At 66.1% G+C, this 24143-nt stretch carries 21 protein-coding genes; 14 read left to right on the top strand and 7 right to left on the bottom strand.

Annotated elements, in window-relative coordinates; all coding sequences use genetic code 11:
* Window positions 1–45: 45 nt before the first annotated feature.
* The gene (locus LRA98_RS00985; RefSeq protein ID WP_207189755.1) at window positions 46–1653 is read left to right on the top strand and encodes a BCCT family transporter; all 1608 of its coding nucleotides are present in this window, start codon (window positions 46–48) and stop codon (window positions 1651–1653) included.
* Complete coding sequence (locus tag LRA98_RS00980; protein WP_201167444.1) at window positions 1650–2090, top strand: hypothetical protein; 441 nt, start codon at window positions 1650–1652, stop codon at window positions 2088–2090. The genes LRA98_RS00985 and LRA98_RS00980 overlap by 4 nt, the downstream gene beginning before the upstream one ends.
* 6 nt (window positions 2091–2096) lie before the next feature.
* Here the strand turns inward: LRA98_RS00980 and LRA98_RS00975 are convergent, their stop codons facing one another.
* Both LRA98_RS00975 and LRA98_RS00970 read right to left on the bottom strand, forming a co-directional pair.
* Complete coding sequence (locus tag LRA98_RS00975; protein WP_201167441.1) at window positions 2097–2753, bottom strand: ArsR/SmtB family transcription factor; 657 nt, start codon at window positions 2751–2753, stop codon at window positions 2097–2099.
* Window positions 2754–2870: 117 nt separating this feature from the next.
* Complete coding sequence (locus tag LRA98_RS00970) at window positions 2871–3218, bottom strand: carboxymuconolactone decarboxylase family protein (RefSeq protein ID WP_201167428.1); 348 nt, start codon at window positions 3216–3218, stop codon at window positions 2871–2873.
* A gap of 224 nt (window positions 3219–3442) precedes the next feature.
* On the opposite strand from LRA98_RS00970, the gene LRA98_RS00965 reads away from it, so the two are divergent.
* Both LRA98_RS00965 and moaA read left to right on the top strand, forming a co-directional pair.
* The gene (locus LRA98_RS00965) at window positions 3443–3937 is read left to right on the top strand and encodes a disulfide bond formation protein B (RefSeq protein ID WP_238632557.1); all 495 of its coding nucleotides are present in this window, start codon (window positions 3443–3445) and stop codon (window positions 3935–3937) included.
* Between the two features lie 30 nt (window positions 3938–3967).
* Window positions 3968–4987 (top strand): GTP 3',8-cyclase MoaA, encoded by a 1020-nt coding sequence (gene moaA / locus LRA98_RS00960; protein WP_238632558.1) that lies wholly within the window; start codon window positions 3968–3970, stop codon window positions 4985–4987.
* A gap of 20 nt (window positions 4988–5007) precedes the next feature.
* On the opposite strand, the gene LRA98_RS00955 is transcribed toward moaA, so the two are convergent.
* From LRA98_RS00955 to LRA98_RS00940, 4 genes are read right to left on the bottom strand one after another with little or no spacing between them, the layout of a single operon-like run.
* Window positions 5008–5445: an amino acid-binding protein gene (locus LRA98_RS00955; protein WP_201167384.1), complete on the bottom strand. Its 438-nt coding sequence runs from the start codon at window positions 5443–5445 to the stop codon at window positions 5008–5010.
* Between the two features lie 2 nt (window positions 5446–5447).
* On the bottom strand, window positions 5448–6785 hold the full coding sequence (locus LRA98_RS00950; protein ID WP_201167383.1) for a phenylacetate--CoA ligase family protein: 1338 nt from the start codon (window positions 6783–6785) through the stop codon (window positions 5448–5450).
* Between the two features lie 11 nt (window positions 6786–6796).
* Window positions 6797–7342: an indolepyruvate oxidoreductase subunit beta gene (locus LRA98_RS00945; protein WP_201167382.1), complete on the bottom strand. Its 546-nt coding sequence runs from the start codon at window positions 7340–7342 to the stop codon at window positions 6797–6799.
* A complete protein-coding gene (locus tag LRA98_RS00940; RefSeq protein ID WP_238632559.1) occupies window positions 7339–8934 on the bottom strand; it encodes a thiamine pyrophosphate-dependent enzyme in 1596 nt (531 codons plus the stop codon). Before LRA98_RS00940 ends, LRA98_RS00945 begins: the two co-directional genes overlap by 4 nt.
* Before the next feature lie 242 nt (window positions 8935–9176).
* On the opposite strand from LRA98_RS00940, the gene LRA98_RS00935 reads away from it, so the two are divergent.
* The 10 genes from LRA98_RS00935 to gdhA all read left to right on the top strand — a co-directional run bounded on the left by LRA98_RS00935 (window position 9177) and on the right by gdhA (window position 21474).
* Window positions 9177–10058 carry an RnfABCDGE type electron transport complex subunit B gene (locus LRA98_RS00935; RefSeq protein WP_201167379.1) on the top strand — a complete coding sequence of 294 codons (882 nt, stop codon included), beginning with the start codon at window positions 9177–9179 and terminating at the stop codon, window positions 10056–10058.
* Window positions 10059–10199: 141 nt separating this feature from the next.
* Window positions 10200–15170, top strand: a complete 4971-nt coding sequence (locus LRA98_RS00930; protein WP_201167377.1) for a 2-oxoacid:acceptor oxidoreductase family protein — start codon at window positions 10200–10202, stop codon at window positions 15168–15170.
* A gap of 2 nt (window positions 15171–15172) precedes the next feature.
* A complete protein-coding gene (rsxC, locus tag LRA98_RS00925; protein WP_238632560.1) occupies window positions 15173–16519 on the top strand; it encodes an electron transport complex subunit RsxC in 1347 nt (448 codons plus the stop codon).
* Complete coding sequence (locus tag LRA98_RS00920; RefSeq protein ID WP_201167372.1) at window positions 16519–17538, top strand: RnfABCDGE type electron transport complex subunit D; 1020 nt, start codon at window positions 16519–16521, stop codon at window positions 17536–17538. Before rsxC ends, LRA98_RS00920 begins: the two co-directional genes overlap by 1 nt.
* The gene (locus tag LRA98_RS00915) at window positions 17535–18224 is read left to right on the top strand and encodes an FMN-binding protein (protein WP_238632561.1); all 690 of its coding nucleotides are present in this window, start codon (window positions 17535–17537) and stop codon (window positions 18222–18224) included. The genes LRA98_RS00920 and LRA98_RS00915 overlap by 4 nt, the downstream gene beginning before the upstream one ends.
* Window positions 18224–18883, top strand: coding sequence for an electron transport complex subunit RsxE (gene rsxE / locus LRA98_RS00910; protein WP_201242552.1), 660 nt, complete (start codon window positions 18224–18226; stop codon window positions 18881–18883). Before LRA98_RS00915 ends, rsxE begins: the two co-directional genes overlap by 1 nt.
* A complete protein-coding gene (locus tag LRA98_RS00905; RefSeq protein ID WP_201167363.1) occupies window positions 18873–19454 on the top strand; it encodes an electron transport complex protein RnfA in 582 nt (193 codons plus the stop codon). The genes rsxE and LRA98_RS00905 overlap by 11 nt, the downstream gene beginning before the upstream one ends.
* Window positions 19455–19459: 5 nt before the next feature.
* On the top strand, window positions 19460–19666 hold the full coding sequence (locus LRA98_RS00900) for a hypothetical protein (protein WP_201242550.1): 207 nt from the start codon (window positions 19460–19462) through the stop codon (window positions 19664–19666).
* A 111-nt stretch (window positions 19667–19777) separates the two neighbouring features.
* Complete coding sequence (locus LRA98_RS00895; RefSeq protein ID WP_201242549.1) at window positions 19778–19921, top strand: hypothetical protein; 144 nt, start codon at window positions 19778–19780, stop codon at window positions 19919–19921.
* A 203-nt stretch (window positions 19922–20124) separates the two neighbouring features.
* Entirely contained in the window at window positions 20125–21474 is a 1350-nt protein-coding gene (gene gdhA, locus LRA98_RS00890; protein WP_201167339.1) for an NADP-specific glutamate dehydrogenase, read from the top strand.
* Here the strand turns inward: gdhA and LRA98_RS00885 are convergent.
* Window positions 21471–24071, bottom strand: a complete 2601-nt coding sequence (locus tag LRA98_RS00885) for a PEP/pyruvate-binding domain-containing protein (protein ID WP_238632562.1) — start codon at window positions 24069–24071, stop codon at window positions 21471–21473. The genes gdhA and LRA98_RS00885 overlap by 4 nt on opposite strands.
* Window positions 24072–24143: the final 72 nt, after the last annotated feature.

Below are 24143 nucleotides of genomic sequence, written 5' to 3'. Positions count from 1 at the left end.
CGCGCGTCCGTCGGGGTGGTCGATCCGCGTCCCTTGGGTGGGTATATGTATCCTAGGGTCTTTCTGCCGGCAGCAGCCCTGGTGGTGACCCTGGTGGTGGCCGCCGCCGTCTGGACCGAGGCGATGGGTGATGGGATCGCCCGGCTGCAGACGTTCATTGCCGTCGAGCTGGGTTGGGTCTACACCGGTGTCGTTGCGTTCCTACTCGGTTTCGTTTTGGTGGTGCTGCTGCGTCCTGATTTCCGCAGGCTGCGTCTGGGGCCGCCCGACTCCTATCCGGAGTACAGCTACCTGTCGTGGTTCGCCATGCTCTTCTCGGCGGGTATGGGCATCGGCCTGCTGTTCTACAGCGTTGCCGAACCGCTGATGCACTTCGCCGATCCGCCCCGGGCCGAGCCGGGTACGCCGGATGCGGCCCTCGAGGCGCTGCAGATCACTTTCTTCCACTGGGGTTTGCACCCTTGGGCGATCTACATCATCGTCGCGCTCTCGCTGGCGTTTTTCTCCTACCGCCACGACTTGCCGTTGTCTCTTCGCTCGGCGCTCTACCCGCTGCTCGGACAGCGTATACACGGCGTCATTGGCGATCTGGTCGACACCATGGCGGTGGTGGGGACCGTGCTCGGAGTGGCGACATCCCTGGGGTTGGGGGTTATGCAGGTCAACTCCGGATTGGCACGGGTCGGGCTGCTGGAGGAGTCACTGACGCACCAGATCGGGCTGATCATCGCCATCATGGGGGCGGCGACCATCTCCGTGGTCAGCGGATTGAACAACGGGATCCGTCTTCTCTCACGCGCCAATCTGTTCCTCGGTGCGGCGCTGATGTTGTTCGTGCTGATCGCCGGGCCGACCCGGCTGGTCCTGGCCGGCTTTTTTGAATCCCTCGGCCACTATGTGGACGGCCTCGTGGAGCTGACCTTCCGCACCGACGCCTTTCGGAGCCCCGACTGGCAGGCCGACTGGACGCTGTTCTACTGGGGGTGGTGGATCTCGTGGTGTCCGTTCGTGGGCATGTTCATCGCCCGGGTCTCCCGCGGGCGGACGGTGGGGGAGTTCATCCTCGGCGTGTTGTTGGTACCGACGCTGTTCACCTTCGTCTGGCTGACCGCCTTCGGCGCGGGTGCACTGCATCTGGATCAGGCCGGCGCCGGCATCGCGGCAGTGGTACAGGAGAGCGTGCCGCAGGCGCTCTACGCCATGCTCGAGGCGCTGCCCCTGGCGGCGATTACGGTTCCACTGGCTACCGCCGTGGTGGTGGGCTATTTCGTGACGTCGGCAGACTCGGGGGCGCTGGTCATGAATGTCCTGGCCTCCGGCGGCAACCCCAATCCGCCGCTGCTGCAGAAGATCTTCTGGAGCACCATGACCGGTGCCGTGGCCGCGGTGCTGTTGATCGCCGGCGGGCTGCAGGCCTTGCAAACAGTCACCATTGCGGCGGCGCTGCCGTTGTCACTGATCCTTCTGCTCATGGCCTGGGGGCTGTGGGCGGCGTTCCGTGCCGATGCGCAGCAGTCGGACATGATCAGCCCCATCCCCGAGCCGAAGCTAGAACGGCTGTTCCGCTATCTGGATGAGCGCCGGCGGCGGCGCCGTGGATGGCCGCCGCGGGGCAGCTCGGACACTCCGCAGACAAGGACGAAACGTCAATGAGACGCTGGCTGAGAAAGCTCCTCAAAAGCGGCGAACCCCAGATGGCCGATGCCGAGGCGGCGCAAGCACAGCTCCGTGACGCCGAGCAACAACTCGAGCAAAGCTTCCGGGAGGCGGTGCTGCCCGGCTTGTGGCGGGCCCGCGACACCCTGATCGCCGAGGGGTTTGCCGCCCTTGTCGAGCACAACGAGCACTGGGCCAGATTGATGGTCGCAACCGACTCGGAGGGAAGCTGCGTCTACACCGTGGAGGGCCGCCTCTATCACAAGCCGTCCTTTGCGTTCCCTGCGCTGCACGGGGACACGGCGCGGCCGCAGTATCCGGTCCTGCACCTGGAGTGTCAGGGGCAGGTACGCGAATGGCGCCCGGAGCAGGTGGATGCCGAGACCGTGGCGGCCGACGCCGAGGGCGAGTGCCGCAAGTGGTTGAACTGGTAAACCCTCTTATTGAACCGGGAGCCCCTCGGCCTTCCACTCCGGGAAGCCTTGGTTGAGCCGGGTTGCGTCAACGCCTTGGCGGCGCAGTCGGCGCACGGCGTCGCGAGCCAGGGCGCAGAACGGTCCCCGGCAGTAGGCGACCACCTGTTGCTCGGCGGGCAAGTCTTGGAGCCGGGCCTCGAGTTCATCCAGGGGTACGTTGATGGCGCCCGGCAAGTGTCCGGAGGCGTACTCCTCGGGCGGGCGGACGTCGATCAAAGTGACTTCGTTACGCTGCAGGCGCTCAAGGAGCTCCGCCGACGAGAGCGTGTCCAGGTCCTGGTGGTCCTCGAAGTACTGCGCAATCAGCTGATTGACTTCGGCTATGTTGCGCTCGGCCACCCGGCGCAGGGTCGACATCAGGGTCAAAACCTCCTCGTCGGCGAGCGCGTAGTAGACGTACTTACCCTCTTTGCGGGCGGTCACCAGGCCGGCGCGCCGGAGCTGCTGCAGATGTTGCGAGACGCTGCCCACGGGCAGCTGGGTCAACTGCGTCAGGGCCTCGACGCTGCGTTCCCGCTGCGCAACTAGCTCGAGCAGTTCCAGGCGGTATTCGTGTCCCACCGCCTTGGCGATAACCGCGAACTGCTCGAGCACGCGACGTTTGGGGATTTGCTGTTCCATGGATTCCAGGCTGCACTCCGGTGTGCCGTACGGTAGGGAGCAAGTGGTCTTCCCTACCGTACGGCGTGGTTTTGATGCTTATCAAGCGCTCCCTTTTGGAGTGGACTTTTTACCGCACTAACGATCCGCGGCGAACTGGTCGAAGGCCTCTAGGGCCTGGGCCCCGTAGGTCATCGAGGGACCGCCGCCCATGTAGACCGAGACACCGATCATCTCGAGGATCTCGTCGCGGGTGGCGCCATGCTTGGCCGCGGCCTTAGTGTGGAAGGCGATACAACCGTCACAACGGGTCGCCACACTGATCGCGACCGCGATCAATTCCTTGGTCTTGGGCGAGAGCGCCCCGTCGGCGGTCGCGGCCTGGGCGATGGCCGAGAACCCCTTGGCAACATCTGGCTGGCCCTTGCGGACCTCCTTGAACAGCGCGGAGAGTTCGTCGGCGGTGCTGGCCCAATCCTTGTACATGGGTGGATCCTCTTGGTTGCGGTCGTGGAAACGGCAAGGTTACGGCGCGATTCTACATGGATCGATAGAACTGCATCGATAGTGTGTCGGGGTAGCCCCGACGGGTAGAGGCGGCGAGGGGGCCAAGGACGGGGCAGGTGGTCGGGATGAGCAGCTGGTCCCGTCTCAGGGCTGCTATCATCGCTGCACCCAGTCCGACGCGTGAAGGAATTGGTGTACCGGTAATGAGCGAGACACGTGGACAGCGGGGCCGAGCCCTTTTGGGGCTGGTGGCCGTGGTGGCAGCGGCGGCAGGGGGGATTGTTGCCGGGGCGGAGCATTGGGGGGGGCTGGAGCCGTGCTCGCTGTGCTGGACGCAACGCGGCATTCTGGCCGCCCTCATGCTCGTGGCGTTGCTCGGCGTGGTGTTCTGGCCGCGCCGGGGCTGGTGGCGGTGGAGCCTGGGCGGAGCGTTGGCTGCGGTAACCGCCGGGGGTCTAGCCGCCGCTGGCCGCCACCTCTATGTCATGTGGAATCCGGAGGTGGTCGATTGCGGGATGAGCCCGGAAGTCATGCTGCAGATGCTGCCCTGGCGGGAGTTCCTCGTCGAGCTGGTAACCGGCAACACGGACTGTGCCGAAGCGGCCGCGCTGTTTGGGGTTCCGCTTCCGTTTGCTAGCTTCTTCGGGTTTACGGTCCTCGGTGCGGCATCGCTGTACGCCGTTTTCCGGTTGCGCTAAGGGGGTGGACGCCGGTCAGTGAGGGCTGCCATGTCGTCCGATTCTCAGCCGCTGGTTGATGCCCACGGGCGCCGGATCGACTATCTGCGCCTGTCGGTCACCGACCGCTGCGATCTGCGCTGTCTCTACTGCATGGGTGGAGAGGTGCGTTTCGTCCCGCGCTCCGAGATCCTCTCCCTAGAGGAGCTAGAGCAGGTGGCGGTGGCCGTCGTCGGTCTGGGCGTGCGGAAGGTCCGAATCACTGGAGGGGAGCCCCTGCTGCGGCGGGGGGTGCTGGGGCTCGCGCGGCGTCTCGGAGCCATCGACGGGCTCGAGGAACTGGTGATGACGACCAATGCCACGCAGCTGGCGCGCTACGCGAGGGAGCTGCGGGCGGCCGGCGTGCAGCGCCTGAATATCAGTCTGGATACGCTCGACGCCGATCGCTTCCGGCAATTGACCCGGACCGGACGGCTGGACCAAGTTCTCGAGGGCATCGAGTCGGCACGGGGGGCTGGTTTCAAGCGTATCCGCCTAAACACCGTTGCGATGCGCGGCCGCAACGACGACGAGATCCTATCGCTGGTTGATTTTGCGCTGGCGCGGGGGATGGACATCAGCTTCATCGAAGAGATGCCGTTCGGCGACGCCCAACGTCATGTCCGGGGCGAGGCCTTCATGGGCTCGGCCGAGGTGCGGTCGCTGATCGAGCGGCGCTACGACCTGGAGGATGCCGAGCCGCGGCCGGCCGCCGGCCCCTCGCGGGAGTTGCAGGTGTCCGGGAGCGCTACCCGGGTCGGCTTCATCTCGCCCCACTCGGGATGTTTCTGCCCGGCCTGCAATCGGGTTCGGGTGACCGTGGAGGGGCTGCTTTTGCCGTGCCTGGGCGACGAGGGTGCCGTCGATCTGCGCGGGATCCTGCGCGCCGGCGACGATGCCGTAACCGTTCGGGAGCGTCTGCGCGCGGGGGTTCGCGACGCCCTGGCACGCAAACCGGCCCGGCACGGGTTCGCGGCACCCGGAGCCAGCCAGCCGCGGGTGGTGCGGTTCATGAGCGCCACCGGCGGCTGAGCCGTTCCCCGGGAATCGGGTCAGTCCGCGCGGGTGAGCCAGCGCACCGGATCGAGGACATGGATCTGTCCGGCCTGCAGCGTAGCAATCGCGGCGTCCGGATCCTCAAAGCGCATGAATAGTACGGCCCGGCCCGGTTCGCCAAAGGTGAAGGCGTAGGTGTAGAGCACGTTATGGCCGCCCTGTTCGAGGACCTCCAGGACGTAAGCCATACCGCCGCACTCATCGGCCACTTCCAGCCCCACCACCTCATCGACGCGAACGGCGCAGCCGGCCTCCTCAAGCACGCGCTTGGCGCGCTCCCAGTCGGCGACGATCAGGCGCAGGATGCCGAACTGGTCCGCGTCGGCCAGGGAGAGGGTGCGGATGTTGATGCCTGCCTCCGCGAGGATTCGGCACGGTTGCTTGAGGTGTGCAGGTTGGTTCTCAAGGAAGAGTGATAACTGCTTGAATTTCATGGTCACCCCTCGCGGTTATCGAAAACCCGCTTCGCCTTGCCCTCGCTGCGTGGGAGACTCTGAGGCTCGGCGAGGCGGACACCGACGCGCAGCCCGATGATGTGCTCGAGGGCGTCGGCGATCTGCCTTTGCAGCGCCTCCATCCCCCCGACGGTATCACTCAGCACCGCCTCGGTGACCTCGACGGCGACCTCCATCTGGTCGAGGCTCCCCTGGCGGCTCAGGGTGATCTGGTAGTGGGGCAGGGTCCCTTCAACCTGCAGCAGCGCGGTCTCGACTTGGGCCGGAAAGACATTGATACCGCGGATGATGAACATATCGTCGCTGCGCCGGCCGATGCGTTGGATGCGCCTTATGGTCCGGCCGCAGCTGCACGGCTCGGGGATGATGGTGGTCAGGTCCCGGGTCCGGTAACGGATCATCGGCATGGCCTGCTTGCTCAGGGTGGTGAGCACCAGCTCGCCTTCCTCGCCGTCGGGCAGCGGGGTGCCGGACTCGGGGTCGATGATCTCCGGGTAGAAGTGATCCTCGAAGATGTGCAGGCCGTCCTGAGCGCAGCACTCGCTGCCCACGCCGGGGCCGATGATCTCGGAAAGGCCGTAGATGTCGTAGGCAAGAATACCGCTCTCCTGCTCGATGCGCTGGCGCATTGCCTCGGTCCACGGCTCGGCGCCGAAGATCCCCACACGCAGGGGCAGGTTCGGCCAATCGATGTCTGCCTCGCGGGCGCGTTCCAGCAGATGAAGGAAATAGCTGGGGGTGGCGCACAGCGCGGTGACCCCGAAATCGCGCATCACCATCATCTGCCGCTCGGTGTTGCCCCCGGAGATGGGGATGACCGTGGCCCCCAGTTCCTCGGCGCCGTAGTGCGCGCCAAGCCCCCCGGTGAACAGCCCGTAACCGAAGGCGTTCTGCACCATGTCGCCGGCATGGACGCCACAAGCGGCGAAGGTCCGGCTCATGACCTCGGACCAGACGTCCAGATCGTCCCGGGTGTACGCCACCACGATCGGCTTGCCAGTGGTTCCGCTGGAGGCGTGCAGGCGGACGATCTCCTCACGCGGGCTAGCAAACAGGCCGAAGGGGTAGGTATCGCGCAGGTCGTTCTTGACGGTGAACGGCAGATGCTGGATGTCGGCCAGCTGACGCAGGTCGGAGGGTTGCACCCCCCGCTGCTCGCAACGCTCGCGGAACAGTGGTACGCGCTCGTAGGCCCGCGTGACCATGCCCTGGAGACGAGTGAGCTGGAGCTCGCGCAGCTGCTGCTCCGGGAGGTAATCGGGGGCGCTGCGCGGGTTGAAGGTCGGCTGATCCGGAGTCGGTGCGGCTCGGTCGTGCATGGTCTCCCTCGTCACAGAGTGGGTCGGGGGCGTGAATGGCTGGTTAGAGTGCCGAACAGGGCCTCGATGCCCCGCGCCTGGCGGAATACGCGCAGGTTCATCTCGTGGAGCTTATCGGGCAGCTGACCGCGGATGGCGTCGATCCAGTGCGTCTCGTCGATGTCGAGGTGGGCACTGAGCACGCCGAGCAGTGCGACATTGACCATGCGGGCGGCGTGCTGCGATGCCTCGTCCTGGAAGAGCTGCGGGACGGCGTCCGGCGTGATCAGGCGCCCGTGAGGGGCCAGCCGATGGCGGTTGGGCAGGACCTGGGACGATTCCGAGATGATCAGGAAGTCGGCCTCGGCGTGCGGCACCATCGGGCTGTGGACCCGGGGCCCGAAGCGGATGTCGCTGCTGACCGACCCGCCTCGTTGACTCATGCCGTGGATCTCGCTCTTCTTTACGTCGTGGCCGGCGCTGAAGGCGGCCTCGGCCAGGATGTCCGAGCCCGTGACGATCCCCTGGCCGCCGAGTCCGGCAATGACGATGTTGGTTACGCCGTGCTCGTCAGTCATGACGACGACTCCTGCTCGGCCTGAAGTGCGGCCAGGCGCCGGCTGGCCAGCGGGCAGGGGCGCCTGGCCACGATCAGGGTGAGCTCGTCGCTGGCCAAGGCGTCGGTGAGCAGTCGCTCGAACTCGTCCTGAGCCTCGACCGGATCCACCGTGTGCACCCGGGTGATGCCCATCGCCAGGGCGACGGCCTCGTAGTTGAGCTTGCTGGTGGCCGGGTGGTGGTCGATCTGTCGGCCTGTGCCCGGGTGCTCCTGGAGCCCGGTCATAGCTGTGGTGTCGTTGTCGAGTATGAGCAGCACGTGGCCGGTGGCCGGCGGGTTATAGGCCATCTCGGCCAGCCCGGGGAGGCCGGTATGCACGAAGGTGCTGTCGCCGATGACGCTCACCACCCGTCGTGCCTGGTCGGCGGGGAGGGCATGGCGCAGGCCGAGCCCGACGCCGACGCTCGCGCCCATGCATACGCAGGTGTCCATCGCCTCGAAGGGAGGCATGACGCCGAGGGTGTAGCAGCCGATGTCTCCGGCAACGATGCACTCGTGCCGGGACAGGGTCTGGAACACCTGTCTATGGGAGCAGTCGGCACAGAGCCGCGGCGGCCTGCCCGGTTCCTCCGGTTCGGGCTCCGGGCTCTCGTCGCCGGCGAGGATGCGGCGGACCCGGTCGGCGTTGAGCTCACCGAAACGGAAGCGCTCCGGCTTGCCCTCCACCGGGATGTCCGCTGCCCGAGCGGCGGTGTAGAGGTACGGATCCCCCTCTTCGATCACTACGCAACGGTCCACCTTGGCGGCGAAGGCGCGCATGGCCTCGATGGGTAGCGGGTGGGTCAGCCCCGGCTTGAGCAGGCGAGCTCCGGGGGCGGCCTCCCGGGCATGGGCTGCAGCCACGCCGTCGGCGATGATCCCCAGGCTCGTATCCTCGCCCTCCTCGACGAGCAGCTCCGCCGACACCTCGGAGCGCGCAAGGTTGGCCAGGCGTTCGCGCAGCCGGACGTGGGCCGGACGCGCGTAGCCAGGGATCATGACCCGACCGGGGATGTCCCGCTCGTACCGCGGCGCGGGCACCTGCGCCCGTTCGGTGCGGGTGCGGACCCGCCCCTTGGAGTGGCAGATCCGTGTGGTCAAACGCAGGATCACCGGCAACTGGAAGCGAGCGGAGAGTTCCAGGGCCTTGAGCGTATAGTCGTACGCCTCCTGGCTGTCGCCGGGCTCGAGCATCGGTGCCCCGGAGGCTTCGGCATAGCGGCGGGTGTCCTGCTCGTTCTGGCTGGAGTGCATTCCCGGGTCGTCGGCGACGGCGATGACCAGGCCCTCGGCTACACCGGTGTAGGTGGCGGAGAACAACGCGTCAGCGGCCACGTTGAGGCCGACGTGCTTCATAGTCACCAGGGCCCGGGCGTTGCCGTAGGCCACGCCGAGGCCGACCTCAAGGGCCACCTTCTCGTTGGGAGCCCACTGGGCACGCCCTCCGAGGTGGTCGAGGCGCTCGAGGATCTCGGTCGAGGGGGTTCCCGGATAGCCGGTACCCAGCGACACGGCGCCGTCGAGTGCGGCTTGGGCGACGGCTTCATTGCCTGTGAGGAATTGATCGGGCATGCACTGCTCCTGGGGACTGACTCGTTGTCCGGACTGCGATTTCAGGCCGGTAGAGCATAGAGAGCAAGGGGTGGGGGATCAACATGATGGGAGCGCGCGCGCGCGAGCGGGTGGTCGCGGGCACCGGAAAACCCATCGGGATTTGACCTGTCGACCTCTATGAGGGTAATTTCCACTCGCTATTGTTCACTGCACAATACCGTTAACACCATCGGGAAGGGACGCAGCGAGTGACTTCGGCAATGACACAGATCGCCCTGGCGGGCGGCGTGATGGCGAGCCTGGGTATCCTCCTGGCCGCGATGCTCGCCGTGGCCAATCGGCGGCTCTACGTCTACGAGGATCCGCGAATCGACGAGATCGAGGACCTGCTGCCTCGGGCGAACTGCGGGGCCTGCGGGGTCGCGGGCTGTCGCCCGTTTGCCGAAGCCCTGATCAACGGCGACACCCAGCCTTCCCGGTGTACAGTCAACTCCCCCGAGTTGAATCAGCAGATCGCTGACCTGCTCGGTGTCAGCGTAGGCGACCAGGAGCGGCTAATCGCCCGACTGGCCTGCGCTGGCGGCACCCACGTGGCGGCTACCCGGGCGCGCTACGAGGGGCTCAAGTCCTGTCGAGCGGCGGCGCTGGTCGCCGGCGGTGGCAAGGGCTGTGTCTGGGGCTGTCTCGGCCTTGGTGACTGCGAGGACGAGTGCGGTTTCGACGCCATTGAGCTCAACCGGTATGGCCTGCCGATCGTGGATGCCGAAAAATGCACCGGCTGCGGTGATTGCGTCGAAATCTGTCCAAAAGACCTCTTCAGCCTGCAACCCGAAAGCCACCGCCTGTGGATCAATTGCCGCAACCAGGATCCGCAGGACGAGGCCGAATCCCACTGTGAGGTCGTCTGCACTGCCTGCGGGCGCTGTGCAGCCGACGCGCCGGAAGGTCTGATCCGCATGGAAAATAACCTGGCGGTGATCGACTACAGCAAGAACGACCTGGCCTCACCAGTGGCGATCGAACGTTGTCCAACGGGCGCCATTGTCTGGTTGGAAGACGGTGAGCCCCGACGGGGTGCGGGCGCACGGAAGATCACCCGCAAAGAACCTCTACCGCGCATGGAACCCCTGCCTCGCGTCTGAGGCACAGCGCTACAACCCGCATGGCTGGCCGGCCGGCATGCGCGCGGGCCGGCGCCGCGGTGTGGCGTCTGGCGGTTACAGGTACACAGATTTCGAAATGAGCACCGGTCCGGACGGACCGGGCAAGCTAGGGGAGGCGATATGCTTTTCAAGCGCACTACGTCGCAGGACCTGATGAAGTATCAGGGGATTCGCGGGGCGATGGACGGCAACAGTGCCGTCATCCAGTGCGAGCGCGAATCCTCGGACGCCGCCGGCGCCTACCCGATCACTCCGTCCACGGACATGGGTGAGATGTGGGCCGAGGAGGTCTCCAAGGGTCATATCAATGTCTCCGGTCGCTCGCTGATCTTCATCGAGCCGGAGTCCGAGCACGCCGCTGCGGCGATGACCGCCGGGCTGTCGATGACCGGCCTGCGGGCGATTAATTTCTCGTCGGCGCAGGGCGTGGCGTTCATGCACGAATCGCTCTATGCCGCTGCCGGCAAGCGACTGCCGTACATCCTCAACATGGGCTGCCGCGCCATCACTAAGGGCGCGCTCAACGTCCATGCCGGCCACGACGACTACCACTGCGTCGACGACACCGGCTTCTTCCAGGTCTTCGCCAAGAACGCCCAGGAGGCGGCGGACCTGAACATCATCTCCCACAAGATCGCCGAGCTAGCGCTCAACCCGGGTATCGTCGGTCAGGACGGCTTCCTGACCACTCACCTGATCGAGTCGCTGCGCATCCCCGAGCGGGAGCTGATCCAGGAGTACCTGGGCAGTGCCGACGATATCATCGACTGTCCGACCCCGGCGCAGCGGATGCTCTATGGCGAGCAGCGCCGCCGTATCCCCGCCATTTGGGATGTCGACAACCCGATGCTCTCCGGTTCGGTGCAGAACCAGGACGCCTACATGCAGCAGGTGGCGGCCCAGCGGCCGTACTTCTACGCCCACCTGCCCGAGATCGCCGACGCCTGCATGGAGGAGTTCTCCCAGCTGACCGGCCGGCGCTACAACCGGGTCTCCGGTTACCGGATGGACGACGCCGAGTACGTCATTGTCGGTCAGGGCAGCATGGTGGCCACTGCCGAGGCGGTGGCCGATTACCTGCGGGATACGCGCGGCATCCCGGTGGGCGTGGTCAATCTGACCATGTTCCGTCCCTTCCCTGGCGCCGACCTGGCCCAGCTGCTCAAGGGGCGCAAGGGCGTCGCCGTGCTCGAGCGCACGGATCAGCCGTTGGCCGAGGATCTGCCCCTGGCCCGCGAAACCCGGGCGGCACTGACCAAGTGCCTGGAGAACCGCATCGCCGGGGAAGGCAAACCGTACCCGGATTATCCGTCCTTCGGCGGCGGGGACATGCCGCGGATCTATTCCGGTGCCTACGGCTTGGGGTCGCGCGACCTGCAGCCCGAGGGGCTGATCGCCGCCGTGGAGAACATGCTCGGCGACGGGCCGCAGCAGACGTTCTTTTACCTGTCGGTGGACTTCATCCGCCCCAACCCGGCGACGCCCACCCAGGAGGTGCATCAGCAGAAGGTGCAGGAGGCCTACCCGGGTATCGAGAAGATGGCACTGCGCGGTTCCGAGAACCCGAGCCTGATGCCCGATGAGGCGATCACCGCGCGGCTGCACTCGGTTGGCGGTTGGGGCGCCATGACCACGGGCAAGAACCTGGCCATGACGCTCTTCGACCTGCTCGACTTCCACATCAAGGCGAACCCGAAGTACGGCTCCGAGAAGAAGGGGCAGCCGACCACCTATTACCTGGCTGCTGCGCCGGAGCCAATCCGGGTCAGCAGCGAGCTCAAGGAGGTCGAGGTTGTCCTGTCGCCGGACCCGAACGTCTTCGATCACTCCAACCCGCTGGCCGGCCTGGCCAAGGGCGGGACGTTCGTCATCCAGTCGAACCTGGACTCGCCGGCTGCCGTCTGGGAGAGCTTCCCGGCGGAGGCCCAGCGCTACATCGTCGAGAACGATATCCACGTCTACTATCTCGATGCGTTCAAGATTGCCCGGGACGAGGCCTCGGATGCCGATCTGCAGTTCCGCATGCAGGGCATTGCCTTCCAGGGCGCGTTTTTCGCGTCGTCGCCGCTTATGCAGCGCCGCGGCCTGACACGTGACTCACTTTTCCGCGCTATCGAGGAGCAGCTCGAGCAGAAGTTCGGCAGCAAGGGGCGCCGCGTGGTGGAGGACAACCTGCGGGTGGTCCGCCGCGGCTTCGATGAACTGGTGGAGATCACCGACAAGACCCTCAGCGGTGCCGTGGCGCCGGCTTCGGGCGAGCAGCGGGCCATGCCGGAGATGCCGGTGATGCTCAAGCGTCTGCCCAAGTCCGAGGATGCGCGTTCGGATATCCACCGTTTCTGGGAGCAGACCGGCAGCTTCTATGTCGCCGGGCAGGGCAGTGACAACCTGGCCGATCCCTTCATGGCGCAGTCGCTGATCCCGGCGTCCACGGCGATCTACCGGGACATGACCCAGGTACGCTTCGAGTACCCCGCCTGGGATCCGGCCAAGTGCACGGCCTGCGGGGACTGCTACGCGGTCTGTCCGGACACCGCACTGCCCGGGCTGGTCAACAGCATCGGCGAGATCTTCGACACCGGCGTGCGTCGTATCGAGAAGACCCAGCCGACACGCCATCTGCGGCGCGCCGTGCGCGATCTTGAGAAGCGGCTGCGCAGTGCGCTGCTCGAGGCCGGCGAGGAGGCCGACTTCCACGCTGAACTCGACGACTCCATCCAGCGCCTGCTGGCCGATAGCACGCTCGATGGCGGCGATAAGGAGCGTCTGGAGCGGGAGCTGGCATCGCTGCGCGAGCAGATCGGCGACTTCCAGTTCGCCGTCACCAAGCCGTTCTTCTCCGCGCAGGAGAAGCGCAGCCCCGGCAGTGGCGGTCTGTTCTCCCTGGCGGTCAATCCGTATACCTGCAAGGGGTGCATGGAGTGCGTCCGCATCTGTGACGAGGGTGCCCTCGAGGCGGTGACACAGACCCAGGACGACGTCGACCGAATGCGGCGCAATTGGGACTTCTGGCTTGATCTGCCGAGCACCAGCAAGGACTACATCCGCATCGACGACCTGGATGAGGGCATCGGCGCCCTGGAGACGCTGCTGCTCGATAAGACCAACTACGAGTCGTTGAACGCCGGCGACGGCGCATGCCTGGGCTGCGGCGAGAAGACCGCGGTGCACCTGTTCACCTCCACGGTCTCGGCGCTGATGCAGCCCCGGGTCAAGGAGCACGTCAAGAAGATTGACGACCTGATCGCCCGGCTGGAGCAGCACATCCGCCTCAAGCTGGCCGAAGGCATGGATATCTCCGACGTCCACGCGGTCCACGAGGCCATCCAAGCACACTCGGACCGTGACCTGACGCTCTCGCGCTTGTCCGGCACGCTGGATGAGGGGCGGGGCAGCCAGACTGTGGATCCCGACTGGCTGAAGTGGGCTACCGACGTGCTGGCCCGGCTCAAGGATCTGCGCTGGCGCTACACCGAGGGGCCGACCGGCCGCGGCCGTACCCACATGGGCGTGATCAACGCCACAGGCTGCACCTCGGTCTGGGGGAGCACGTATCCCTACAACCCCTATCCGTTCCCGTGGACCAGCCACCTGTTCCAGGATAGCCCGTCGATGGCAGTGGGCATCTTCGAGGGGCACATGTCGAAGATGGCCGATGGCTTCAAGGCCATCCGCATGGCCGAACTCGAACTCGCCGGCAAGTACGATCCGGCCGAGCACGACGCGTTCTTCGCCCAGTTCAACTGGGAGAACTTCACCGACGAGGAGTACGCCCTGTGCCCGCCGGTGGTCAGCCTGGGCGGCGACGGCGCCATGTACGACATCGGCTTCCAGAACCTGTCGCGGGCCATGATGTCCGGGAAGCCGGTGAAGGTGCTGGTGCTCGATACCCAGGTCTACTCCAACACCGGTGGCCAGGCCTGCACCTCTGGGTTCATCAGCCAGGTCTCGGACATGGCGCCCTACGGCAAGGCCTGGAAGGGCAAGAACGAGATCCGCAAGGAGATCAGCCTCATCGGCATGGCCCACCGCACCAGTTATGTCGCGCAGGGGACCATCGCCAACGTCACGCACCTGCTGGAGAGCTTCATCGAGGGTCTCAACACCCGGCGTCCGGCGGTGTTCAACGTCTACGCCGTCTGCCCGCCGGAGCACGGAGTGGGGGACGATGTGGCCTTCATGCAGTCGCGTATGGCAGTGGACGGCCGGGCCTACCCGCTGTTCCGCTACAACCCGGATCGCGGCACCACGTTCCGCGAGTGCAGTGATCTCGAGGGTAACCCTGAGGTCGAGCAGGACTGGCCGACGTACACCCTCAACTACCTCGACGAGGAGGGCGCGGAGCAGAGCATGGAACTACCCATGACCTTTGCCGACTTCGCGCTGACCGAGGGTCGCTTCCGCAAGCACTTCAAGCAGGTGCCGCCGGAAAAGTGGAACGACGACATGATCCCGCTGGTGGAGCTGCTGGAGCTCGACGAAGAGGATCGCGAGGGCCTGTTCCCGTACATCTGGGCCGTGGACAAGCAGAACCGACTGGTCCGGGTCATCGTCTCCGAGGAGCTGGTCCGCTCGACCGAGGAGCGACGTGACTTCTGGCACCAGCTCAAGGGTCTGCTCGGACTGGATCGTGAAGAGGTCGATGAGCAGGCCGTGGCTGCCCGGACGCGTCAGGAGATGGCGCAACGGATCAGCGCGGCCCTGGTCTCCATGGCCAGCGGCGAGGATTCCGGCCAGCTGGCCGGCGCGCTCGCCGCCCCCGAGTCGGCGGTGTCCTCCGCGGGCGCGCAGGGTCAGGGGGCCGATGACGGGGGCGCTGCCGATGCCGCGCCCACTGCAGCCCACGATCCGGTGTGGGTGGAGAGCAACGAGTGCACCGCGTGCGATGACTGCATCGACATCGCCCCCGGCGTTTTTGAGTACGACGACAACAAGCAGGTCGTTGTGAAGGATCCGAAGGGGGCGTCGTTCAAGGACATCGTCCGCGCGGCGGAGAAGTGCGCCTCGTTCGCGATCCACCCGGGCACCCCGTTCGACCCGAACGAGCCGGGCCTGGACAAGCTCATCAAGCGGGCAGAGAAGTTCAACTGACCATGAGCGTGCTGTCCTTTCTGGGTGGACTGACCTTCCCCCGGGGGATTGAGCCCCCGGGGCGCAAGGATCAGACCCGCAAGCAGCCCATTCGGCGTCTGTCGTTTGCCCCGCGCATGGTGCTGCCGCTGACGCAGCACTTCGGGCGTCCGGCGCGGTCGCTGGTGACCCGTGGGCAGGAGGTGAGCCGCGGTGAGCCGATCGCCGAGGCGGATGGCTGGCCCTCGGTTCCGATCCACGCCCCGGTGACCGGTACCGTGGAGGGGGTCGAGCTCATGCCCACCGCCCGCGGTCCCAAGACCGAGGCGATTCTCCTGCGCACGGCTCCGGGCGATAGCCAGGTGGTGCGCTGGAGCCGGGAGCGGGATCTCGATGCCCTCTCGCGTCAGGAGCTCATCGAGGCCATTCAGGACGCCGGGATCGTCGGGCAGGGGGGGGCGTCGTTTCCTACCCACCTGAAGCTTTCGGTGCCGGAGGGCTACGCCATCGACACGCTGGTGGTCAACGGCTGCGAATGCGAGCCCTTCCTCAGTACCGACCACCGGCTGATGATCGAAGCCACTGAGTCCATCATCGCCGGCGTGCGCCTGGCGATGCGGGCGGTGGGTGCTCCGGAGGCGGTGATCGGCGTCGAGGACAACAAGCCCGATGCCGTCGCCGCGCTGCAGCAGGCGGTCGCCGAAGAAGACGCCATCCGGGTGGTGCAGCTCAAGTCCAAGTACCCCCAGGGCTCGGAGAAGATGTTGATCAAGGCCCTGCTTGACCGGGAGGTGCCCTCGGGTGGCCTGCCCTACGAGATCGGGGCCGTGGTCAACAACATCGGCACCATGGCGCAGCTCGGGCACCTGCTCCCGCGCGGGGAGGGGCTGATCGAGCGCGTCATCACCGTGGCCGGTCCCGGCGTGGAACGCCCCGGCAACTATCGGGTCCCTGTCGGCACGCCGCTGCGCTACCTGCTCGAGGAGGTCGGCTTCGAGGGAGATGATCCGAGCCGAATCATCCTCGGTGGGCCGATGATGGGGAACACGGTGGCGTTCCTGGATGTGCCGGTCACGAAGGGGATCTCGGGGGTGCTGGTGCTGCCCGAGGGGGTTGGCGATGAGACCGATCGCCCGCCGACGCAGCCGTGCATCCGCTGCGGTCGCTGTGTGGAGGTGTGTCCGGTGGGGCTCAACCCGGCTGAGCTCGGGCGGCTTGCAGCCAAGCGGCAGTACGAGGCCATGGAAGAGCGCTTCCATCTCAATGACTGCTTCGAGTGCGGCTGTTGCAGTTACGTCTGCCCCTCGAACATCCCACTGGTGCAGTACTTCCGGATTGCCAAATCGCTGAATCGGGAGCGAGCCTCTTAATGCGCCCGCGTATCGAGATCAAGACATCGCCCCACATCAAGGAGCCGGACACGGTCGAGCGCATCATGCGCTCGGTGGTCCTGGCTCTGCTGCCGGTGTGTGCCTTCTCGGTCTACCAGTTCGGCATCAGTGTCGCCGCACTGCTAGTGGTGACCACCGTCACGGCGGTCCTGACCGAGCAGCTGTTCAATCAGCTATCGGGTCGTGCGAGTACGATCGGGGACTACAGTGCGGTCATTACCGGGCTGTTGCTGGCCCTGACGCTGCCGCCGGCCTTCCCGCTGTGGATGGCGGCGGTATCGGCTTTCGTGGCCATCGCCCTGGGCAAGGCGCTGTTCGGGGGGTTGGGCTACAACCCGTTCAACCCGGCGCTGCTTGGCCGTGCCTTCGCCGCCGCGGCCTTCCCCGAGGCGTCTTCCACTTGGACGCAGGCCGGCCTGGCTGATCGTTTCACGGAGTTTCTGCCGTCGACGCTGGCCCTGCCGTTCATGACGCCGGATTCGGTGGACGCGTACACAACGGCGACCCCGCTGGCCGAGTGGAAGTTCGAGGGGCAGATCGCCACTGAAACGTGGGACCTCATGCTCGGGACCATCGCCGGCTCGGCCGGGGAGACCTCGGCGCTGTTGGTCCTCGTCTGCGGCCTTTTCCTTGTGCTGCGTGGCGCGGTGAACTGGCGCGTGCCGGTCTCGGTGCTGGGCAGTGCCGCGGCCACGGCCGGCGTGTTTTACGCCCTGGATCCCGCCGCCTACCCGGATCCGCTCTTCGTGCTGGCCTCCGGGGCCCTGATGCTGGGCGCCTTCTTCATGGCCAGCGATATGTCCTCGTCGCCGGTAACGCCGGCCGGAATCTGGATCTACGGCATCCTGATCGGCTTCCTGACGGTCATTATCCGCTTTTTCGGTGGTCTTCCCGAGGGTGTGATGTACGCGATCCTGCTCGGTAATGCGGCGGTGCCGCTAATCGAGCGCATTGCCCAGCCGCGGATGTATGGCCTGCGCAAGAGGAGGGGGCAATGAGCGAAGCAGCCCAGTCCCAGCAGGTGGCGCCGACGCCGACCTCCAGCCTGCGTTTGATCGGGACGCTGGGGGTGATCGCGCTGTTCGCCGGGCTGCTGGTGGTCAGCGTGGTCGAGTGGACCCGGCCGATCATCGCCGAGAACCACGAACGGGCGCTGCAGCAGGCGGTCTTCGACGTCATCCCCGGGGCTACGCAACGCCGGGATTTCGTGCTGACCGACGAGGGCCCGGTGCCGAAGGAGGACGCCCAGGAGCGAGGCCCGATCATCCACGCCGGCTATACCGAGGACGGCACCCTGGCCGGAGTGGCGCTAGAGGCCTCGGGGCGAGGGTATGCGGATGTGATCCGCATCCTCTACGGCTACGACCCGTCCTGCGCGTGCATTGTCGGCATGTCCGTCCTGGAGAGCCAGGAGACGCCGGGTCTGGGGGACCGGATCGAGACCGATCCGGACTTCCTGGGCAGTATCGAAGGGTTGGACGCCTCACTGAATGAGGACGGTACCGGACTGAAGCACGGCATCCGCACCGTAGACCCGGGAGAGCGCGAGGATCCCGGCGATATTGACGGGATCACTGGGGCCACCGTCTCCGCCGAAGCCATCGGAGACATGCTGCACCGGAGCGCGGACGAGCGACTGCCGCAGCTCCAGGGGCACTGGTCCGAGCTGGAAAGGAATGACTGATGGCTGCCAAGCGTGAGCAAGAACCGATCACCATGGATACCTTCCTCAGCGGCATCTGGCGGGAGAACCCCGTTTTCGTGATGCTCCTGGGGATGTGCCCGGTGCTGGCCGTGACCAACACGACCGAGAACGCGCTGGCGATGGGGCTGGCTACGACCTTCGTGTTGGTCTGCTCCACCGGGCTGGTCTCCATTCTGCGCGATTTCATCCCCAAGGAGGTGCGCATCGCCTCCTATATCGTGATCATCGCGAGCTTCGTCACGGTGGTCGACTACGCGATTCAGGCGATCAGCCTGGATATCTACAACGCCCTCGGGGCGTTCATTCAGCTAATCGTGGCCAACTGCATGATCCTCGGCCGGGCCGAGGCGTTCGCGTCGCGCAAGCCGCTGGGTAAGACGCTGATTGACGCCCTCGGCGTCGGGGCCGGTTTCACGCTGGCACTGCTCTGCCTCGGGACCGTGCGTGAGCTCCTCGGGGCGGGGGAGATCCTGGGTATTCAGGTCTTCGCCGACAGTTTCGAGCCCTGGGTGATCATGCTGCTGCCGCCGGGCGGGTTCTTCGTGCTCGCCGGCTGGCTGCTGCTCTTTGCCTGGATCAAGGAGCGGCAGAACAAGCGCGCCGCTGCCGGTAAGGAGGCGACCGCCGATGGACGCTGATTCCCTGAGCTACATCTTCCTCAATGCGGCGATCATCAACAACTTCGTGCTCGCCCTGTTCCTCGGCATCTGCCCCATCCTCGGGGTGTCGGGCAAGCTGGGCACGGCCTTTCCGATGGGCGTGGCGAGTGCCTTCGTCATGCTCATCGCGTCGCTGGCCGCCTACGGCATCAACATCGTGCTGGGCTACTTCGAGCTCGAGTTCCTGAGCCTGATCGCCTACATCGCCGTCATCGCCTCGGCGGTGCAGCTGGTGGAGATGGTGGTGAAGAAGTTCAGCCCGCCCCTCTACCGGGCACTGGGCATCTTCCTACCGCTGATTACCACGAACTGCGCGATCCTGGGCGTGGCGCTGTTCCAGACCAGCTACGAGTACGATTTCCTGCAGTCGGTGACCTACAGCCTGGGCGCCGGCGCCGGGTTCATCCTGGCGATCGTACTGATGGCGGGCCTGCGCGAGCAGGTCGATCTGGCCGACGTGCCCTCCGTGGCCCGCGGCGCGGCGATGAGCCTGATGCTGGCCGGGGTCCTGTCGCTGGCGTTCATGGGCTTCGCTGGACTCGGGGGGTAGCCGATATGGGCACCTACGTTGCGGCGTTCCTCGTCATCTTTGCGCTGGTTGTCGGCTGGGTCGGTGTCCAGGGTGCGGCGCGCCGTTTCGCGCGCCGGCACCCGGAACTCGGGCCTACCACGCCGGAGGGGGAAGGGTCCGGTCACGGGGGGTGCGGGGTCTGCGCGATCGCGGACATGTGCGGCAAGGGGCCGTCGGGCGGCAACAACTGACGTGGCAAATCTGCCCACGGCTTGATGTCGCAGCGTGGAACGAGCAGGAGCACGCTGCATCAAACTCTCGATGAGGCCGAGACCGTGGTCGCGAGAGATTGGGGTATCGTTATGGGCCGCTTGCGAGAGATCCTTGAGGGCACGTTCTGGGGGCGTGTGCTGACCTGGTCGGTGGCAGTGCTGATCATCCTGATCATCCTGGTCTTCACCCTCGCTGGCATCGAGCGGATGGCAGGGGCGATCCGCGGCGTCTGAGCCGTTCACCGGCGACCGTATGCCGCACAGAGATGATCGCCGTGGCACCGGGATGGTGCACACGGGTCCGTTTTTAGTGCAGACTTCCCGCGCCTGAGATCCTGTCGGTGGGTGCCGGATCCGTCCGGGCGCCCGCCGGAGAAGAGATATCGTCCTGTCGGGGGCCGCATGGGTCTCCGGGGCACTGAAAAACGGAGAAGAAGATGACCGCACGGCTCGACGAGAAACTGGAACCGATCTATCAGGATGTTGTTCGCCGCAACCCCGGCGAGAGCGAGTTTCACCAGGCGGTGCACGAGGTGCTCGAGACCCTCGGCCCGGTCATGAGCAAGTACCCGGAGTTCGCGGACCACAAGATCATCCAGCGGATCTGCGAGCCGGAGCGTCAGATCATCTTCCGGGTTCCCTGGCAAGACGACAACGGGGAGATCCACATCAACCGCGCCTTCCGGGTGGAGTTCAACAGCGCCATGGGCCCCTACAAGGGCGGCATGCGCTTCCACCCCTCGGTGTACCTGGGCATCATCAAGTTCCTTGGCTTCGAGCAGGTGTTCAAGAACGCCATCACTGGCATGCCCATCGGCGGCGGCAAGGGGGGTAGCGACTTCGATCCGAAGGGCCGCTCCGACGACGAGATCATGCGGTTCTGCCAGAGCTTGATGACCGAACTCTACCGCTACCTCGGCGAGTACACCGATGTGCCCGCCGGTGACATCGGCGTCGGTCAGCGAGAGGTGGGGTACCTCTTCGGCCAGTACAAGCGGATCACCAACCGCTACGAATCCGGTGTCTTCACCGGCAAGGGGTTGACCTGGGGCGGTAGCCGCGCCCGCAAGGAGGCGACGGGTTACGGCACCGTTTACTTCCTGCAGGAGATGCTCAAGGCCCGTGGAGAGGATCTTGAGGGCAAGACCTGCGTGGTCTCCGGCTCGGGCAACGTGGCTATCTACGCCATGGACAAGATCCGCAAGCTGGGCGGCAAGGTCATCGCCTGCTCCGATTCGAGTGGTATCGTCGTCGACGAAGACGGCATCGACCTCGAGCGCATCAAGCGTATCAAGGAAGTGGAGCGGCGGCGCATTTCCGTCTATGCCGACGAGCGGCCGAAGGCCCGGTACGTCGAGGATGGCAATATCTGGACCGTCCCCTGTGACGTGGCGCTGCCCTGCGCAACGCAGAACGAGATCAGCGGCAAGGACGCGCGGGAGCTTCTGAACAAAGGCTGCACCGCGCTGGCCGAGGGGGCCAACATGCCCTGTACGCCCGAGGCGGTCCGCATGTTCCAGGAGGCCCGGATCGCCTACGGTCCCGGCAAGGCGGCCAACGCCGGCGGCGTGGCCACCAGCGCCCTGGAGATGCAGCAGAACGCCAGCCGCGACTCCTGGACCTTCGAGCACACCGAGGAGCGGTTGCACGAGATCATGGTCGACATCCACCGCAACTGCTACGAAACCGCCGATGAGTTCGGTGTCCCCGGGGACTACGTCACCGGTGCCAACATCACCGGCTTCATCAAGGTCAGCAATGCCATGGTAGCGATGGGGCTGATCTAGGGCTGGTAGGCCAGGAGGCGCTGCTCGACGAGGTCGGCGGCGAGGCGCAGTCTTCCGGGCGGAACGCGGAAGTGCTCGACCGCCGCCGATACGTCGTCGGGGGCGCCCTGGCCGCGGGGCGTCTCGGCAGGCTGTGCCGGGCCGCCGTCGAGCCATTGCGGCCGGTAGGTGCTGCCGGGCCTTCCCGGGAACAGCGCCACGTACGCGATCCCCGATTCGATCAGATCCTGGAAGAAGTGGGACCCGAAGGAGAGATCGGGCACCACCTCCGATCCCATCTCCGCGACCTCGGCGAGGACCGCCACGCGGCTGATGTCCGCGAAGCCGACTGGCACACCCAGCTCTGGGCTGCTGGTCCCCCAACGGCCCGGTCCGATGAGCACGATGGGTGCGCCGGGTTCCTCCTCGGCCAAGCGGCGGGTGAGCACGCCGATGAGTGTGGCCACCTGATGCTTCGCCTCACGACTCAGGGCAGCGTAGCGGCTGCTGTGGACCCGGAGGATGTGCCCCGGGTGCAGATCCAGATTGCCGCCCATGAAGTGGCCCTCACTCTGCATGAACAGTCGCTCTTCGGGGACCGACTCGGGCAGTGGCGCCAACGAGCCCTCGCCACGCGTGGGCAGAGGGCGGCACTGGACCAGATTGAAGGAGGCGGTGCCGGCCTCATCCAGATGCACGGTGAACTCCACGTCCACGGGGTGGCAGTAGGCAGACTCCAGCGTCCGCAGCATGGCTGCGGCCCGGGTGACGAAATCCTCGCTGCGCAGCAGCGGGGTGAAGGTCAACCGCCAGACCGGGTTGCTGTCGCCGAGTTCGCGGGCCCGTTGCGTGGCCGCACGGTCTAGCTCACCGAGCCGCTCCAGCGGGAGGTCCTCGGCCTGGGCAACCAGCTCCCGCAGGGGTAGGGAGGCGAGGCTGTTGGCGTTGACATCGAGGCAGTCGACCTCGTGCTGCGAGAACCGGTAGAGGTCGTCCCGGTCGCGGAAGGGGCGGCGGTGGGGCTGATCGAGGGCGACGACACAGGCGTGGTCCGTGCCGATGCGATCCACCGCCCGTGTGCCGAGGCCCATCACCAGGCGCAGCATGCCCGCCTTTGGGTCGAGCCCCGCGTCCCAGACGAAGGGGTTGCGTGAGACGCCGACCCCGGCGGCATCGGGGAGGTAGAGATGGCGGTGGTAGCGCCCGTTGACCCGCTGCATGAGCAGGGCCATCGGCTCTTCCAGGCGATCGAGCCCCCGTTGCCGACGGTAGACCAGGGCATCCTCGGCCAGCGTGGAGGCGTAAACCCGACGGATGGCCTCCTCAAGCTCGGCGAGTCGCTGCTCCGGGCTGCCCTGGTTAACGCAGAAGATGCTCTCGTACTTGCCGGCGAACGCGTTGCCGAAGCCGTCTTCCAGAAGGCTGCTGGAGCGCACGAGGATCGGGTACTGCCCGAAGTGATCGAGCATGCGCTCGAGCTCCGGGCGGATCTCTGGCGGCATCTCACCCTCGAGCATGGCCCGGTGCAGTTCGCGCCCCTCCTCGAAGTAACCCGCCTCGGTGCGCTGGCGCATTAACCGCGGCCACCATCCGTTGTGCACGATGTAGGCGTAGTAAGCGTCGGAACCCAGGTAGAAGGAGTCGTGGGGTTCGAGCGCCGCCTGCCAGCGTTGTGCGTCCTCGGCCAGCAGGATGTTGCGCGCCAGCAGCATGCCCACCGCTTTGCCGCCGATCAGCCCGCTGCCGATCATCCGCGCGCGCACGGCCAGCAGATCGTCGAGACCGAGGTACTGCCGCGCGAGCCCCAGCAGGCGCGGGTCGTGCCCGATCAACGCCCCGAGCAGCTCCTCGAGGATCGCGCACCTCTGGGGGTCGTCGGCGGGTTGATCCAGGCATTCCCCGGCACTGAGGAACAAGCGATCCCAGTAGTCGAGCAGGCGGCGCTGACGATCCTCCTGGTGCTGGCGCTCCAGCCGGTCCTGCAACCGCGTGGCGTCGCTGCTGTCGGTCACCGGCAAGAACCGCTCGCCGCGCTGGCGATGGGGCAGGAACATGGTCGGTGAGTGCCGCCGCCAGACCTTGACGGGCTGGATATGCACCTCATCGCCGGCCCGGCGCACGTCGATCAGTACCTGGGTGGTCTCGCGGATCCGCGCCAGGGTGCCGTGGGAGTGACTGTGCGGGCACAAGGCGAAGTAGGCGACCGTGTCGAGCTCGAAAAGGTATGGACAGACGACACGGAAGAAGTTGCCCACCATGTAATCGGTGGTCCAGGCCTGGAGGAGATCGGTCAGGCAGTCGCAGACGTAGAAGGCGCCGCGGCCGTAGTCCGTGATCAACTGATAGACGCGGCTGGTGAAGGCCTCGAAGCCGCCGCGGGCATCGATCTCCACCACCCGGACGCCGGAGCCGGGGTTGAGCAGGGGGGCGTGCTGCCCGTAGCGCAGGTAGATGATGGCACGCCCCTGTTCGCGGGCGGTCTCCACAAAAGGCCTGAGGAATGCCCGGTAGTCGTCGAGATCTTCGACACGCCAGACGACGTTGTCCCCCAGGCGCAGGCCATCGAGGATCTCGTCGACGCCGGCAATGCCCGTGGAGACAGCGCGCGGATCTTCCATGGGAACCCCCGTTGTGGTGAGACAGCCGCATTGTGCCAGATTCGCCGGCACCACTATGGGAGTTCTCCGGGG

This window comes from Halorhodospira sp. M38 (genome assembly GCF_022227985.1).
Taxonomy (GTDB): Bacteria; Pseudomonadota; Gammaproteobacteria; order Nitrococcales; family Halorhodospiraceae; genus Halorhodospira; species Halorhodospira halophila_A.
The sequence above is the reverse complement of the archived record's forward strand: the minus strand, read 5'-3'. Positions and strand labels throughout refer to the sequence as shown.